This is a genomic window from Spirochaetota bacterium, assembly GCA_035477215.1.
In the GTDB taxonomy this organism is placed as follows: domain Bacteria; phylum Spirochaetota; class UBA4802; order UBA4802; family UBA5368; genus MVZN01.
In genome coordinates this window covers 1-12,448 of record DATIKU010000056.1, presented here as the reverse complement: position 1 = coordinate 12,448, position 12,448 = coordinate 1, and the positions used below count along the sequence as shown (strand labels likewise).

At 59.9% G+C, this 12,448-nt stretch carries 15 protein-coding genes; 4 read left to right on the top strand and 11 right to left on the bottom strand.

Features of this window, described 5'->3' with window-relative positions; translation table 11 throughout:
- Positions 1-3 precede the first annotated feature (3 nt).
- Together VLM75_14145 and VLM75_14140 are read right to left on the bottom strand one after the other, a co-directional pair.
- A complete protein-coding gene (locus VLM75_14145) occupies positions 4-771 on the bottom strand; it encodes an enoyl-CoA hydratase/isomerase family protein (protein HSV98058.1) in 768 nt (255 codons plus the stop codon).
- Between the two features lie 643 nt (positions 772-1,414).
- Positions 1,415-1,885 (bottom strand): hypothetical protein, encoded by a 471-nt coding sequence (locus VLM75_14140; GenBank protein HSV98057.1) that lies wholly within the window; start codon positions 1,883-1,885, stop codon positions 1,415-1,417.
- A 518-nt stretch (positions 1,886-2,403) separates the two neighbouring features.
- On the opposite strand from VLM75_14140, the gene VLM75_14135 reads away from it, so the two are divergent.
- Together VLM75_14135 and VLM75_14130 are read left to right on the top strand one after the other, a co-directional pair.
- Positions 2,404-3,159, top strand: a complete 756-nt coding sequence (locus tag VLM75_14135) for a hypothetical protein (GenBank protein HSV98056.1) — start codon at positions 2,404-2,406, stop codon at positions 3,157-3,159.
- 100 nt (positions 3,160-3,259) lie between these two features.
- Entirely contained in the window at positions 3,260-3,934 is a 675-nt protein-coding gene (locus VLM75_14130; protein HSV98055.1) for a hypothetical protein, read from the top strand.
- 23 nt (positions 3,935-3,957) lie between these two features.
- On the opposite strand, the gene VLM75_14125 is transcribed toward VLM75_14130, so the two are convergent.
- From VLM75_14125 to VLM75_14095, 7 genes are all read right to left on the bottom strand, one after another.
- The gene (locus tag VLM75_14125; protein HSV98054.1) at positions 3,958-4,530 is read right to left on the bottom strand and encodes a class I SAM-dependent methyltransferase; all 573 of its coding nucleotides are present in this window, start codon (positions 4,528-4,530) and stop codon (positions 3,958-3,960) included.
- 45 nt (positions 4,531-4,575) lie between these two features.
- Positions 4,576-5,205 carry a LysE family translocator gene (locus tag VLM75_14120; protein HSV98053.1) on the bottom strand — a complete coding sequence of 210 codons (630 nt, stop codon included), beginning with the start codon at positions 5,203-5,205 and terminating at the stop codon, positions 4,576-4,578.
- Positions 5,206-5,223: 18 nt separating this feature from the next.
- Positions 5,224-6,477: an anaerobic sulfatase maturase gene (locus VLM75_14115; protein HSV98052.1), complete on the bottom strand. Its 1,254-nt coding sequence runs from the start codon at positions 6,475-6,477 to the stop codon at positions 5,224-5,226.
- Complete coding sequence (locus VLM75_14110; GenBank protein HSV98051.1) at positions 6,474-6,704, bottom strand: hypothetical protein; 231 nt, start codon at positions 6,702-6,704, stop codon at positions 6,474-6,476. Before VLM75_14110 ends, VLM75_14115 begins: the two co-directional genes overlap by 4 nt.
- Positions 6,705-6,744: 40 nt before the next feature.
- Positions 6,745-7,161, bottom strand: coding sequence for a response regulator (locus tag VLM75_14105; protein HSV98050.1), 417 nt, complete (start codon positions 7,159-7,161; stop codon positions 6,745-6,747).
- A 222-nt stretch (positions 7,162-7,383) separates the two neighbouring features.
- Positions 7,384-7,749, bottom strand: a complete 366-nt coding sequence (locus VLM75_14100) for a HAMP domain-containing sensor histidine kinase (GenBank protein ID HSV98049.1) — start codon at positions 7,747-7,749, stop codon at positions 7,384-7,386.
- 112 nt (positions 7,750-7,861) lie between these two features.
- On the bottom strand, positions 7,862-8,050 hold the full coding sequence (locus VLM75_14095) for a hypothetical protein (protein HSV98048.1): 189 nt from the start codon (positions 8,048-8,050) through the stop codon (positions 7,862-7,864).
- A gap of 275 nt (positions 8,051-8,325) precedes the next feature.
- Between VLM75_14095 and VLM75_14090 the strand changes: the two genes are divergently transcribed.
- On the top strand, positions 8,326-9,312 hold the full coding sequence (locus VLM75_14090) for a calcium/sodium antiporter (GenBank protein HSV98047.1): 987 nt from the start codon (positions 8,326-8,328) through the stop codon (positions 9,310-9,312).
- A 19-nt stretch (positions 9,313-9,331) separates the two neighbouring features.
- Here the strand turns inward: VLM75_14090 and VLM75_14085 are convergent, their stop codons facing one another.
- A complete protein-coding gene (locus VLM75_14085; protein HSV98046.1) occupies positions 9,332-10,237 on the bottom strand; it encodes a pirin family protein in 906 nt (301 codons plus the stop codon).
- Positions 10,238-10,375: 138 nt separating this feature from the next.
- Positions 10,376-11,149, bottom strand: coding sequence for a CsgG/HfaB family protein (locus VLM75_14080; protein HSV98045.1), 774 nt, complete (start codon positions 11,147-11,149; stop codon positions 10,376-10,378).
- A 504-nt stretch (positions 11,150-11,653) separates the two neighbouring features.
- Here VLM75_14080 and VLM75_14075 point away from each other — a divergent pair.
- Positions 11,654-12,448, top strand: a 795-nt coding sequence (locus VLM75_14075) for a hypothetical protein (GenBank protein HSV98044.1), incomplete at its 3' end; no start/stop codon positions are given.

Genomic DNA, 12,448 nt, shown 5'->3' with positions numbered 1-12,448 from the left:
TACCTACTTCGCCATGCTCGCCTGCACAAACTCCAGGGTGGCCCGCACGTCCTCCTTGAAGAAGCAGCCGAGGCTCTCTTCCCAGTCGAGTTCGGCGATGCCCTTTTGCATCCGCTCCGCGAGCGGCCTGCGGTAGAGGTTTTTGATGGGCGTGAACGCGCGGCCGGGATTGTCGATAAACAGCGAAACCAGCTGCTTGGCGCGGTTGATGAGCTCGGCCTCCTCGACGACCTCGTCGACGATGTTCTTCTCGCGCGCCTGGTTGATGTCCATCATGCTGCCGAAGTATACCAGGTCGCGGTAGTTTTTGTCGTTGGACATGCCGAAGCGGACGATCTCGCCCTGGGCCACGGAGAGCGGCAGGCCGATCTTGATTTCGCTCATTCCGTATTTCGCTTTCGGGTTCGGCGTGGCGATGCGGTAGTCGCATGCCATGGCGATGATGAGCCCGCCGGCGACGGTGTGGCCGTTGAGCGCGGCGATGACGGGCTTTTTGCACATGAACAGGTCGACCAGCACCGGCTCCTCGAGCGAGGTGAAAAAATTCGCGACTTCCTTCGAATTTTTAAACGAAAGAAACATGGGCAGATCGAATCCCGATGAAAAGAAACGCCCCTCGCCGGTGAAAATGATCCCCTTGGGCGACGGGTTGTTGTTGACCTCGTTCAGTATCTCCCGAAGCTCGGTGTAGAACTCGGCGGTAAGTGAATTGGTCTTGCCGTTGCCGATGGTCAGAATATAGATATCGTCCTCGATCCTCTTTTTAAGCATGATGCTCCTCCCTCTGGTGTGTGATCATGTATGCCGCGGGACGGCGCCGGTTTCGTCCGTCTGTGGCCGGTGATATGAATTGCGTCAATCCCCGAAGTGCCGGGTTCCCCTCCAGCGGCGGGGGAATCGAACGATTACCAACTACGCAAAGCCGCTTTTTCGATCATGTAAATTTTATATAAGCGGTAAAATGCGACAACCATAAAACAGCCGTCCGGTGTTTTTTTGGGTGTCGCCGCCCGGGTTGCCCGCCGCCCTTGAAATTCCTTCCATGCAAGTCTATGCACGTGGGGCCGCAAAGTGCAACCACCTTTTGTCGGGCAGCGGCCGTTCGGGCCGCGCGCGTATCGGAGTCCCGAGCGGGGAATACGGGGTGAAGACGCGGACAATCCTGAGCAACCTTTTCAGTTATCTCGCGAGGGAAATTCGCTGCGAAGCTACGGTACCACGCCCATGCTCGCTCTCGATGAGGAACGCGGCAAGTCCGTTATGGGTGCCTTCGAAGAGCTCGGCGCGGAATACCTCAAGCCGGTCTTCGAGCGCCTGAACGGAGAGATTCCGTACGGGATTCTGGCGGTATACCGACTTTATCTACTGGCCGGAAAAACCGAGAGCGACGGCCCCGCCGTCGTTGCGACGGGGCTTACTTCGCGTACTTCCTCAGTCCCGGGTGCCGCACGATATAATAAATCATTGCGTAGCCCTTGCCGTCGATGTAACGCTCCGGCGAGCCGGCGGTTATGACGTTTATCCCGGATTTGAAAACCTCACCCGCAAGCACCTGTGCGTTGATGAGAGCGGCCTCGCGCGCGGTGCCCCGGGCCTCGCCGCTTTCAACGCCGGGTTTCGGATACCCCTTGCAGATGATGACAAAGGTATTGTCGTCCTTGAAATATTTCATGATAAGGGTACCGCTTGTGGATGGCGCCGCGTTGCGCGCGGCGCGGTCGGTTTTCGCGTCCACCACCGGAATGTTCTCGATCGTCGGCGTATCCTCGATTATGGGCATATTCCCCTCGTCGATATACCCCTCCGGTCCCTTCATGATCTCGGCGTCCAATGGCAATGCCGCCGCTACCGCGAGCACGAGTAAGAGCGCTGGATATTTTTTCATTGCTGTTCCCCTGGTAACGGATTCGGATTCGCCGCCGGGGGCGGGGAGCGTTCCAACTCCCGGTCGCGAATCGACTAAATATATAGATAATTGCGCTGATTGTCAAGCATGCCGGCCGATTCACGAACCGGGTTAAAAAACGGTCCCGATATGTGCATGGACGCTTGTTCATCAGGCCCCAAATCAGGCGATTGGTCCGGACGGAGGGGGGGGTGTGTCAGGCGTGGAAACTGCGTAAAATGCGAATTTTTTCACCGGATACAAAAAAATTTTAACAAAACAGCTCTCCCATTCGTTTTTATTATGCGGGCCTTCGCATCCGGATCCGTCGTCTTCGTATGGCGCGGCTGGGAGCGCAGGCATGGCAGGTTGCGAGTATCGATGGCGGGATTCCCGCTTCGATAAAATAAGAGTATCGCATAACCTGAACGGTAAATGCCAGTTATCGCCGGAGATGGGTGAAATTGCCGCTTCCGGACTGTGCGACGGCTCGAACAATTTTTAACAGGAGAATAATAATGAAAATGCGGTACGCTTTTCTGTCGTTCGTGCTTTCGGTCGTGCTCGTTTCGTCGGTTTCCTTCGCCGAAGAAAACACCGAGGGGACCAGTTTCCAGATACTCGGTCAGTTCGGAATAGGCTACGCGCATAATCCGGACATGTCGGACTGGACCAAATGGCTGGGTGGTGAACTGGCGGATGATCTTAATGGCGTCGTGGGATCGAATTCGTTCAAATCCGATGATTCTTCGGCGAACGTGGCCCTCGGTGCGGAACTCGAGCCCAGGTTGTTCCTTGGGTCCGTCGGTCTGGGCGCGTCCGGGGGATTTTATACGACACGCGCCGAATCGAAAGTGGAATCGAAGTCGTGGGCGGACTCCGCCACGTGCACGTTGACGCTCAACGTGATCCCGGTCACCGGTACCCTCTATTACCGGAAAGCGGTGAGCGACTCGGGTTACCTGGTGTTCGGCGCGGGGGCCGGGTACTACATGGCAACACTGAAAATGGAGATAGAGGACAAGGTTTCGATTCCTCCCGATTTCGGCGATTCAATGACGTTAAAGAATACCGCGATCGGGTATCATGCGAAGATTGAATACAACCATGTGCTGTCCGGTTCGGCCATTATTTACGGTGGCCTGATGGGCAGATACGTCGAGTTCGATAAATTCGAAAAGAACGGCGTCTGGCTTGTCAACGAGGACGGTTCGGCGCTTACGGCCGGATTGAGCGGCGTCAGCCTGTATGTCGGCCTGGGTCTCGCTTTCTGACGGGATATCCGGCGGACCCCGGCCGCAGGCCGGGGCCCGCGCCTTCATGTATGCTCACCCCTGTCCATCGGGGTATGTTCATTTTCCGGAGGATGTGACTATGAAGAAAACGTCGGGTTTTCCAGTTTTCCTGTTCACGGTTATTTTTTTCACCGGTATGTTTGCGCGAAGCGCCTCTGCGCTCAGCTTCGGGATATACGGGCAATATAAAACGGCGTCAGCCGAGCTCAACAGTGATTATCTCGATCCTGATCCTATGCTGCTGGGCTGGGAGGAGGATGCGGATGCCGAGCGGAGCCTCTTCGGATTCGGCCTGTTGATCGACACGGCCGTGGCAAAGGACAAATTGTTCAATTACCGGCTTCAGCTTGGAATCGCAACCGGCAGCCTTTCGATCGATGGTACGCAGTACAGTAAATCCATCGGCCTGACCGAATACCACATGTATCATTCCTTCGGTTTCGGCCTGGTCCGCACCGATTCGATGCGCCTGTGGCTCGGCCCGCAGCTCGGACTGGGTAACGCCAGGGGATCGTACTCCTATGCGGGAAAATTGGGCATGAAATACATCGAGACCTTCGCGAGCATAGGCGCGATACTCGGCCTCAACGCACACCTTTCCGAAAGGATCTCGCTCGGGCTCTCCACGGGAGCGAGGAACAACTTCGTGGAAGTCAACTATTCAACCGATAACGATCTCCATTTTAACTACAAGGGATCAAACGGTGGCCTGGAGATGTTCGGCGACGTGGCGCTTATCCTGCGTTATGAATAGTGCCTGTTACCGCCGTCCGCCCCTCAGCGCTTTTCGCAGAGCACGAGGTAGTGATGCGCGTTCAGCTCTTCGCGCCTCACGAGCGTGAGGCCGGTCCCGGCGCAAAGATCGACAGTTTCCTCCGGCGCGATGCGCTCGGCCCGCGGCGGGCCGGGGGGAGGCTCCTTCATCTTCCATTCGATGACGGCGAGCCTTCCCCCTTTCTTCAAAACGCGCCCGACCTCCGCGAGCTGGCCGGCACGTTCTTCGACCTCGTGCAGCAGCAGCGCCATGAGCGCCGTGTCGACCGACCCATCGGGGAGGAGAAGTGCGGCCGAATCACAGAGAAGGTACTCGATGTTGTGCGCGGCGGCGCCCGCGCGCCGCTTCATTTCGTCGAGCATCTCGGCCGAAACGTCCACGGCGATGACACGTCCGCTCTCGCCGACGATTTCGAGCGCCGGGAAGGAGAAGTAGCCCGCACCCGCGCCGATGTCGAGGAAGCTCTGGCCCGGTCCGAGACCCATATTGTCGAGAATGCGAGAGGGCGGGAGCAGTTCCCTGCGCTCGGGGCTGTCGAGACGCTGTATGTTTTTAGGGTCGAACCGGTGTGTCATCCTTAATACGCTCCGTCAATCGTGTGCGCCTTGACACCGCACGCGCTATTTCTGACCGGTAAGCACGAGCTTCACCGCCAGGAGCGCGAACACCGTGCCGGCGATTTTATTCAGCGCCCCTTCCCAGCGGCCCGACCGGGCCAGTCTGCGGCCGATTGCGCCGGCGATCTGGCTTATAAAACCGAATACCAGGAGCGTTACCAGTATAAACACGAATCCGAGAAGAATCAACTGGACGGTGATCGACCCGTTTGCCGGATCGGCGAACGGGGGCAGGAAGGCCATGAAGAAGAGCGACACCTTGGGATTGGTTACATTCATGATGATTCCCCTGCGATAGAGCGACGCGCGCGACAGGCGTGGCTCCCCGTCGGGCCGGATGCCGCTTACCCGCGCCGTGAAGGCCTTCCATGCCAGGTACAGCAGGTAGGCGGCGCCGATGTACTTGAGAGCCGTAAACGCCGCGATCGAGGTCTGAAAGATCGCCGCCACGCCCAGCGCCACGGTCGTTGTGTGGACGACGAGCCCCGTGCAGAGACCCAGCGTGATGATGAAGCCGGCCGTTCTTCCCATTGTTATGGACTGGGCGAGCACGAAGATGTTGTCCGGGCCCGGCGCGAAGGCGAGCGCGGTCGAGGCGGCTACGAACATGATGAGTGCGTTCTGATCGATCATGACGGCGTTCTCCATATATCAGGCGAGGGGCGACGGCGCGCGCCCGCAGCATTTCTTGTATTTCCGTCCGCTGCCGCACGGGCAGGGATCGTTTCGGCCTATAGCTCCCGCCGCGGCCGCGCGTCGCGTGAGCTCGAGCGCCTCCTGTTTCAGACTCCATTCGGCGACGAGCCGCGCTAATTCCGCGTCCGCGTGGTCGAAAAAAGCCGAAAGGGCCTCGCAGAAATGATTGAGGCCGCCGTCGCGCGCGTCGCGCAGACGGTCCTTGGGACAGCCGCCGCGGCAACGCTCGAGCCAGCGACACTGTGCGCACCGGTCCGGAAGTGCGGCCTTTTGCCGGGCGAACTCGTCCTGGGCGGGCGAGTTCAACATATCCGCCAGGCGGCCTTTCATCACGTTTCCCAGGCGCCATTTGGGCTCCACAAAGAAGTCGCAGGAGTACACGTCGCCGTTGTGCTCCACGACGAGGTAGGGGCCGCATTCGCCCATAAGCGTGCACTCCGACGGCGGCATTCCCGCGTAGCCGAAGAGCAGGGACTCGAAAAAGCGCACCGAGGTGGTCGGCGCGCCGTCGATGAAGTCCGCGCGCCAGAGGTCGAAGATCGTTATGAGAAATTGTCCTAACTCTTTGCCCGAAACGGAGAAGGGCGCGGCCCTCGAACCATCGGCCGGATCGGGCTCGACGCACGGGATGAACTGCATGTACGAGAGCCCGAGCTCCTTTAAGAAGCCATAGGTCTCCTCCGGGAAGCGCACGGAATAGTCGTTCACCACGGACAGGGCGTTTACTGCGACGCCCTCGTCGAGCATGAGCCGCGCGGCGTCGCGCACCTTCGCCCAGGTGGGGCCGCCGGCGCGCGTGCGGCGGTAGCGGTCGTGCACGTGCCCGGACCCGTCTATGGAAAGGCCGACAAGAAATTTATATTCCTTGAAAAAACGGGCCCAGTCCCGGTCAATCAGGATACCGCCCGTCTGGATGCCGTTCCCCACCGTCTTGCCGTGCCCGTAGCGCTCCTGCAGTTGGGCGGCCTTTTTATAGAAGTCCGGCCCCATGAGCGTCGGCTCCCCGCCCTGCCAGCTTACGGACACCTCGCCATGCGGCTGGGCCATGAGCTGGCGGATGCTCTCTTCGAGAATGGCCCCGCTCATGCGGTGTACGGCCGTATCGGGGAAGATCGTTCCCTTGCCGCTGTAAAAGCAGTAGCCGCAGGCCATGCCGCAGTCGGGCCCGGCGGGCTTGATGAGGATGTTCGTGAGGGGCTTTCGGATCACCAATGCGGCGCGAGCCCCCCGCGCGGATCGCGCCTGATGGAGGATTCCCAGTTCGTCATGAGCTTTTCCATGGGGAGGGCTTTGGGCCCGGCCGAGGCGAAGGCTGCATCCGCGCCGCCGGCAAGCTTTCCGATCGCTTGGAATCCGGCATAACCGAGCGCCGCGCTTCCGGCCGCGGCGGCGCCGAGCCTCAGCATGGTTCGTCGGGTAATCGGATTTTCCTTCACGGCAAACCTCCATGTGATCGGCCGAAGGATGTGGGGGAAGTCATCCCGCGTGGCCGTTCGTGCAGCCGGCGCACAAGGCGCGGACCTCCCTGATGAGGTCTTCGGTGTCCCAGGGCTTTTTGAGCACCGCGCCGGCGGCGCCCTCGTTCAGAACCTGTTCGATCGCCGACTCGTCCGACTGCCCCGTGATCGGGATCGACTTGATCTCGGGGTGTTGCTTATTGATCTGGAACAGGAACTCATCGCCCTTGACCCCCGGCATAAGCCAGTCCGAGATGGCCGGTACCACGCATACCTTCTCGTTACAGAGCTCGTCGATGATCCGCCGGACTTCGTCGGCGCTCATGGCGCACTCGTATACATACCCGTCGCCCAGCCCGCTCTGGAGTTCCTGTTTGAGCGACAGTACGATGATCGCTTCGTCGCCGACGCGGATTATGGCTTTCTTTGCATCCATTGTGTTCCCCTGTCGTGTGCATTCGGCATGGGACTTCATTTTCTGAAATACGGTTGCGGCATACAGCCGCTCCGGCGAGGATATCCGATAATCCCCGGCAAGTAAAGCAAAAAGAACCACATAAACACCCGTCCATAGTGGATGTGGATTTAATTTCTGGTAACAGCCTAACATTGCGAGCCCCGGCCGTATCGGGGCGTGGCGATCTCTTTCCCGCCGTGGTTATTGATTCCGGTCTTCGGCGGATCGAAGATAGACTTTGAAAACCGTGTTTCCCGGAAAGCTTTCGAGCTCTATCCTGCCGCAGCCCTCCACGATCGACCTGGCGATGTCGAGGCCCAGTCCGATGCCCTCCCCGTGCCTTTTCGTGGTGAAAAACGGTTCGAAAATACGGTCCCTTATCGACTCGGGGATCCCCGGTCCCGTGTCGGCAAAGGAAACGATGATCCATTCCCCGGACCGTTCGGCGGATATGGTGAGCATTCCGCGGTAGTCGATGGACTGGAGGGCGTTATTGATGAGGTTCATCCATGCCTGGTTGAGCCGGTTGCGGTTCCCGACGACCGGCGTACCGCCGGGCGAAAACATCTTTTTTACCTCGATGCCGTATCTCAGCTTGCTGTTATAAAGGGTGAGGATCGCCTCGATTTTCTCGCGGAGGTCGATTTGTGAGTCGTCGATATCGTCCCCGGCGGCGTATTCAGCTCATGAGTGTGCCGGCAGGTACTTGCGAGGACAGGAAGCCAGCGGCGGCAGGCGCGGAGAAGCCCATGGAGACAGCGGCCATCACGGCGAGCACCCTGACGGTCATATCCCGGTAACGGGCCTGGTCAATATAGCCCTCCCGCCGGTCGCCGGCCGTTGTCTTCGACGACAGAAGTGGTTTCATGCGCAGCTCCGTTGGCCGACCGGTCGCGGAGTGCCCGGTGGCATCCGCCCCCGGTGAAAACTGTATTTATGCGGCAAGGCCGATTATTGCACGCGATGCGCGCGAAAGAAAGATTTTTTTATGGAAGTTCAGGCACAATCGCGGAGGTCGAAAAAACGGCGGGGGCGATATATACCGGCTTGACGAATCGGACCCGGCTCGCATAGTGTTGTGCTCCGGCGGCATTGAGCCGCGATCGGCTGGTGATGCGAGAACAGAGGCAGCGGGAGGAATCAATGGAACCGATTATCGAGATAGCGTTGTTGCTTGGGGGCATCGCCGCCCTGTACTTCGGCGCGGACTGGCTGGTGCGCGGGAGCGTGGCCCTGGCGCTCAGGCTCGGGATTCCCCCGGTCATCGTGGGGCTCACCATCGTCGCCTTCGGGACATCGAGCCCGGAGCTGCTGGTCAGCTTCAACGCGGGGAGGATGGGCAACGCCGACATCGCCATCGGTAACGTCATCGGATCGAACATCGCCAACATCGCGCTCATCCTTGGCGCGGCGGCGCTTATTCGTCCCATCGTCATGAACATCCGCGCCGTGCGCCTCGATATTATCTTCATGCTGGCAGTCAGCGGACTGCTCTGCTTCATGGTGCTGGACGGCGACCTGAAGAGAACGGATGGGGTGCTGCTGCTCGCGGGAATAACCTTTTACGTCGTCTACAAGGTGCGGCAGGCCATTCATAGAAGGCGGGAGGGGAAGGTCGACGAGCTCGACCTTGAGGTCGAGAAGGAGCCGGTGGAGGGCGCGCGCGAGCTCTCCCGGGGCAGGTCGATCGTCTATATCGTCGCGGGACTCCTTGTGCTCGTGGTCGGTTCCGAGCTCTTCATTCGCGGCGCGGTGACGCTGGCGCGCATGCTGGGTGTGAGCAACGTCGTGATCGGCCTCACGGTCGTCGCCGTTGGCACAAGCCTCCCCGAGCTCGCCACCTCGGTGCTCGCCGCGGCGAAGGGCGAGGGCGACGTTTCGCTTGGGAACGTGGTGGGCTCGAACATCTTCAACATCCTGTTTATCCTGGGGGCCACGTCTCTCTTCTTTCCCATCGGCACTGGCGACGTGAACATGATCGACCTGCTCGTCATGATGGGGACCTCGGTGCTCATCATCCCCATCTCGCTCATAGGCGGAAGGGTCACGCGCCCCGAGGCGGGTCTGCTGCTGGCGATATACATCAGCTACGTCTACTACCTGTACACGCACCACGCAGCCGGGTTGTAACGGCCGTACCGGGTCGCGCTCAGTCGCCTTCGTATCTGAGGAAGGTGTCGTTGTTTAGGTCCTCGAAAGCGCGGCGCAGCTCCTCGTGGGTGTTCATCACGATGGGCCCGTGCCAGGCCACGCTCTCGCGGATGGGTTTTCCCGAAACAAGCAGAAAGCGCACACCCTCGTCCCCGGTCGTAACGCCGACCGCGTCGCCGTCGCCGTAGACGATGAGGGTGTGGTTGCCGATCAGCCGGTCATTCGCGAAATCGAAATAGTTCGCCCCGGTGGCGTTGTACGAAAACGCGTCGCCATCACCGCAGAAGACGCCGGCGCCGCCGATGACGTAGGAGAGCACCGTATGCCCCGGCCTGACGGGATGCGTAAACGAACTATTCGACGGCACGGACACGTCGAGGTATTCAGGGTCGATAACGACATCGGTAACCGGCCCGCGCGTTTTTCCCACGGTCCCGCAGATGACCTTTATCCTCGCGCCGCCTTCCGCCCTGACCTCGGGTATCTCGGCGGCCGTTATGCCGCGGTAGCTCGGTTTCATCATCTTACGCGAAGCGGGAAGGTTGGCCCACAGCTGGAAGCCGTGCATGGAGCCCGCGGTGTCGCCCCTCGGCATCTCCTGGTGTATGATGCCGCCTCCGGCCGTCATCCACTGCACGTCGCCGGGGGCGATTATGCCGCTGTTCCCCAGGCTGTCGCCGTGCTCCACGCTGCCTTTAAGCATATAGGTGATGGTCTCGATGCCGCGATGCGGGTGCCAGGGGAAGCCCTTGCGGTAGAGGTCGGGCTCGTCGGATCTGAAGTCGTCCATTAGCAGAAAGGGATCGAAAAGCTCCGTTTCGCCGAAACCGAAGGCTCGCCGCAGATGCACGCCGGCGCCCTCGATGACTGACCTGCTCTTTATGGTTTTGACGATTTTTCTCATGCGGTGCCTCCCGGTGGTGTTCGCGGAACGTGATGTCAAGGGTTCGATTATGGAACTCCCCTTCTCTTCGCCGAAGAGAAGGGGGCCGGGGGGATGAGTTGCTTAGGTCCGCTCAGCATTTGAGCCCGTGTCCTTACCCTATAAGGTCACCGGCACCGCGAGCGAGATGCGCGAGAGGTTTTTGCGCGCCTTCTCGTATTCCGGGTCGAGCGCGATGGCCTTCTGGAAGCTCGTTTTGGCTACGGCAATCGCCTTTTGGGCCTCGTCCACGTTCCCCTTCGCCTTGAGATCCTCGGCCTTCATGACGGCGATCTCGCCGCGGTAGTTGCTGAGCGAGGCGTCGACCGAGCGGGTCTCCACGTTCTTCGCGATGAGCCTGGCCTCCTCGGCGCTCAGCATCGTATCGAGATAGGCCGAAACCTTCACCACAAGCTCCTTCTGCAGATCAAAGAAGCCGTCGGTCTTCCCGGCCACGGCGGCCGCGCCGAGCTGCGCGCCCGTTTCGACCGAGTAGACGCGCGACTCCATGCGAAGGCTGCCGTTCATTTCCATAAAGGAGCCCGCCAGCATGTAGCGCGCGGCCAGTATGCGGCCAAGCTTCACCGCCTTGTCGGGGTCCACCATCCCGCTCATCTGAAATTCCTGTTCCTTGATGACCTCCTTCATCTGGTCGCGGCTGATGATGGTGAAAAGGCCTATGGCCTCCAGGTCGGTCATCAGCATCGATGGAATGCCGAACTCCCAGGGGCCGAACTCCTCGGCCCTGCTTTTGAGCGTGGCGTTCTTGAAATCGAGCACCATCAGGCCCGAACGTTTTTCCCTGGGCACCTGGCGCAGGGTCTTCTGCGGCGTGCCGCAACCGGCAAGCAGCGCGAACATGACGACGAAACTGAGTGAACGGGGTATGCGCATGGCTGTCTCCTGGATCGTGTATGTATTGAGTTCGAAACGCGCCGGCCGCGCCGGCGCGTTTCGCACAGCATAGGCACGGAGTCGCGCGGCGCGCAAGACATATTTTGCCCCGTGTGCACTTTTTCCGATTAAGTGTTGACAGACGTATGAAACCGTGTTGGTGTAGCGCCGATAGGACGGGCCGTCGGGGGAGCGGCGATATATACAGGCCGCGCCCCGCGCGTACAATGCATTCGTCTCCGGCACGCACTCGCCGTCCATCCCGAATATGCACACAGACAAAGAGGCCGCGTGCGCGTTTACCGCCAGCGATTACATGCCCACACGCACGGACCCGGAACGCCGGACGGTTCCTCGCCGCGCATACCGGCGCGAATACGCGCCTTCGGGACGCGTCGTCGTACGTGAACGCGCGAATACCTATTCGCGCCTTCTGGCGCATGCTCATATACGAAAGCGCGAATACTATTCGCGCCTTCATACTACATACGAGGAGATCACTCTATGAAACGTCGGATACATCTGTTCGTCGTGTCGCTGCTGGTCGCGGGGTGCGCGCTGCCGTCTTTCGCCGCGCAGTTCATGCTGGGGGCCAAGGCCGGGTATTTCGCCTGGGATCCGTATATTAATGAAATCGGGGGGAGCGGTCTTGAGGACCTCGAGTACGGCAGCGGCATGCTGTACGGCCCGGTGATGAGCGTAAGCTTTACGCCCGATGTTACGCTCTCGGTATCGGGCCTGTTCGGCACACAGTCGGCGCACTGGTATTCGCCGGACCAGCTCACGACGGTCGGCGGCGGGGGCCAGTACTACATTTCCGGGACCTATTATGTCGAGATACAACGGATCGATGTCGACTCCGCGCTCAGCTTCCGCCTGACCGAAAAGATGAAGGTCTTTGCCGGCTACAAGTACCAACGTGGACTTTTAGAAATGTACTGTACGGAACGACGATATGATCCGGCGGGATCGGATCATGCGGTGTATGACTCGTATATGAAGATCGATATCCCCGCCCACGGGCCGGCGCTCGGCCTGGGGGTTACCCAGCCGCTGGGCTCGCAGTTCTTCGCGGCGGCGAACCTGTCGGGGCTGTACATGTTCAACCTTGGGAAATTTAAGGAACAGGCATACATGGAGTATCTGGCGTCGGGTAATTTGTTGCTCAACCAGATAGAAACAGGAACCCCCGTTTCCATGAAGGCCGAACAGGTCGGTTTCAACTTCGAGCCCGCCGTGGGGGGGCTGTTCGACAGCGCGGGGATCGTCGTAACCCTGGGGGCGCGCCTGCAGTACACC

Bases quoted from the DNA above. Each gene is read 5' to 3' on its own strand.
- VLM75_14100 (HSV98049.1), bottom strand. From the start codon at position 7,749: ATGTTTTCGCCCGGCGGTACGCCGGTCGTCGGGAACCGCAACCGGCTC.
- VLM75_14130 (HSV98055.1), top strand. From the start codon at position 3,260: ATGAAGAAAACGTCGGGTTTTCCAGTTTTCCTGTTCACGGTTATTTTT.
- VLM75_14095 (HSV98048.1), bottom strand. From the start codon at position 8,050: ATGAAACCACTTCTGTCGTCGAAGACAACGGCCGGCGACCGGCGGGAG.
- VLM75_14125 (HSV98054.1), bottom strand. From the start codon at position 4,530: ATGACACACCGGTTCGACCCTAAAAACATACAGCGTCTCGACAGCCCC.
- VLM75_14145 (HSV98058.1), bottom strand. From the start codon at position 771: ATGCTTAAAAAGAGGATCGAGGACGATATCTATATTCTGACCATCGGC.
- VLM75_14105 (HSV98050.1), bottom strand. From the start codon at position 7,161: ATGGATGCAAAGAAAGCCATAATCCGCGTCGGCGACGAAGCGATCATC.
- VLM75_14090 (HSV98047.1), top strand. From the start codon at position 8,326: ATGGAACCGATTATCGAGATAGCGTTGTTGCTTGGGGGCATCGCCGCC.
- VLM75_14085 (HSV98046.1), bottom strand. From the start codon at position 10,237: ATGAGAAAAATCGTCAAAACCATAAAGAGCAGGTCAGTCATCGAGGGC.
- VLM75_14120 (HSV98053.1), bottom strand. From the start codon at position 5,205: ATGATCGATCAGAACGCACTCATCATGTTCGTAGCCGCCTCGACCGCG.
- VLM75_14080 (HSV98045.1), bottom strand. From the start codon at position 11,149: ATGCGCATACCCCGTTCACTCAGTTTCGTCGTCATGTTCGCGCTGCTT.
- VLM75_14140 (HSV98057.1), bottom strand. From the start codon at position 1,885: ATGAAAAAATATCCAGCGCTCTTACTCGTGCTCGCGGTAGCGGCGGCA.
- VLM75_14135 (HSV98056.1), top strand. From the start codon at position 2,404: ATGAAAATGCGGTACGCTTTTCTGTCGTTCGTGCTTTCGGTCGTGCTC.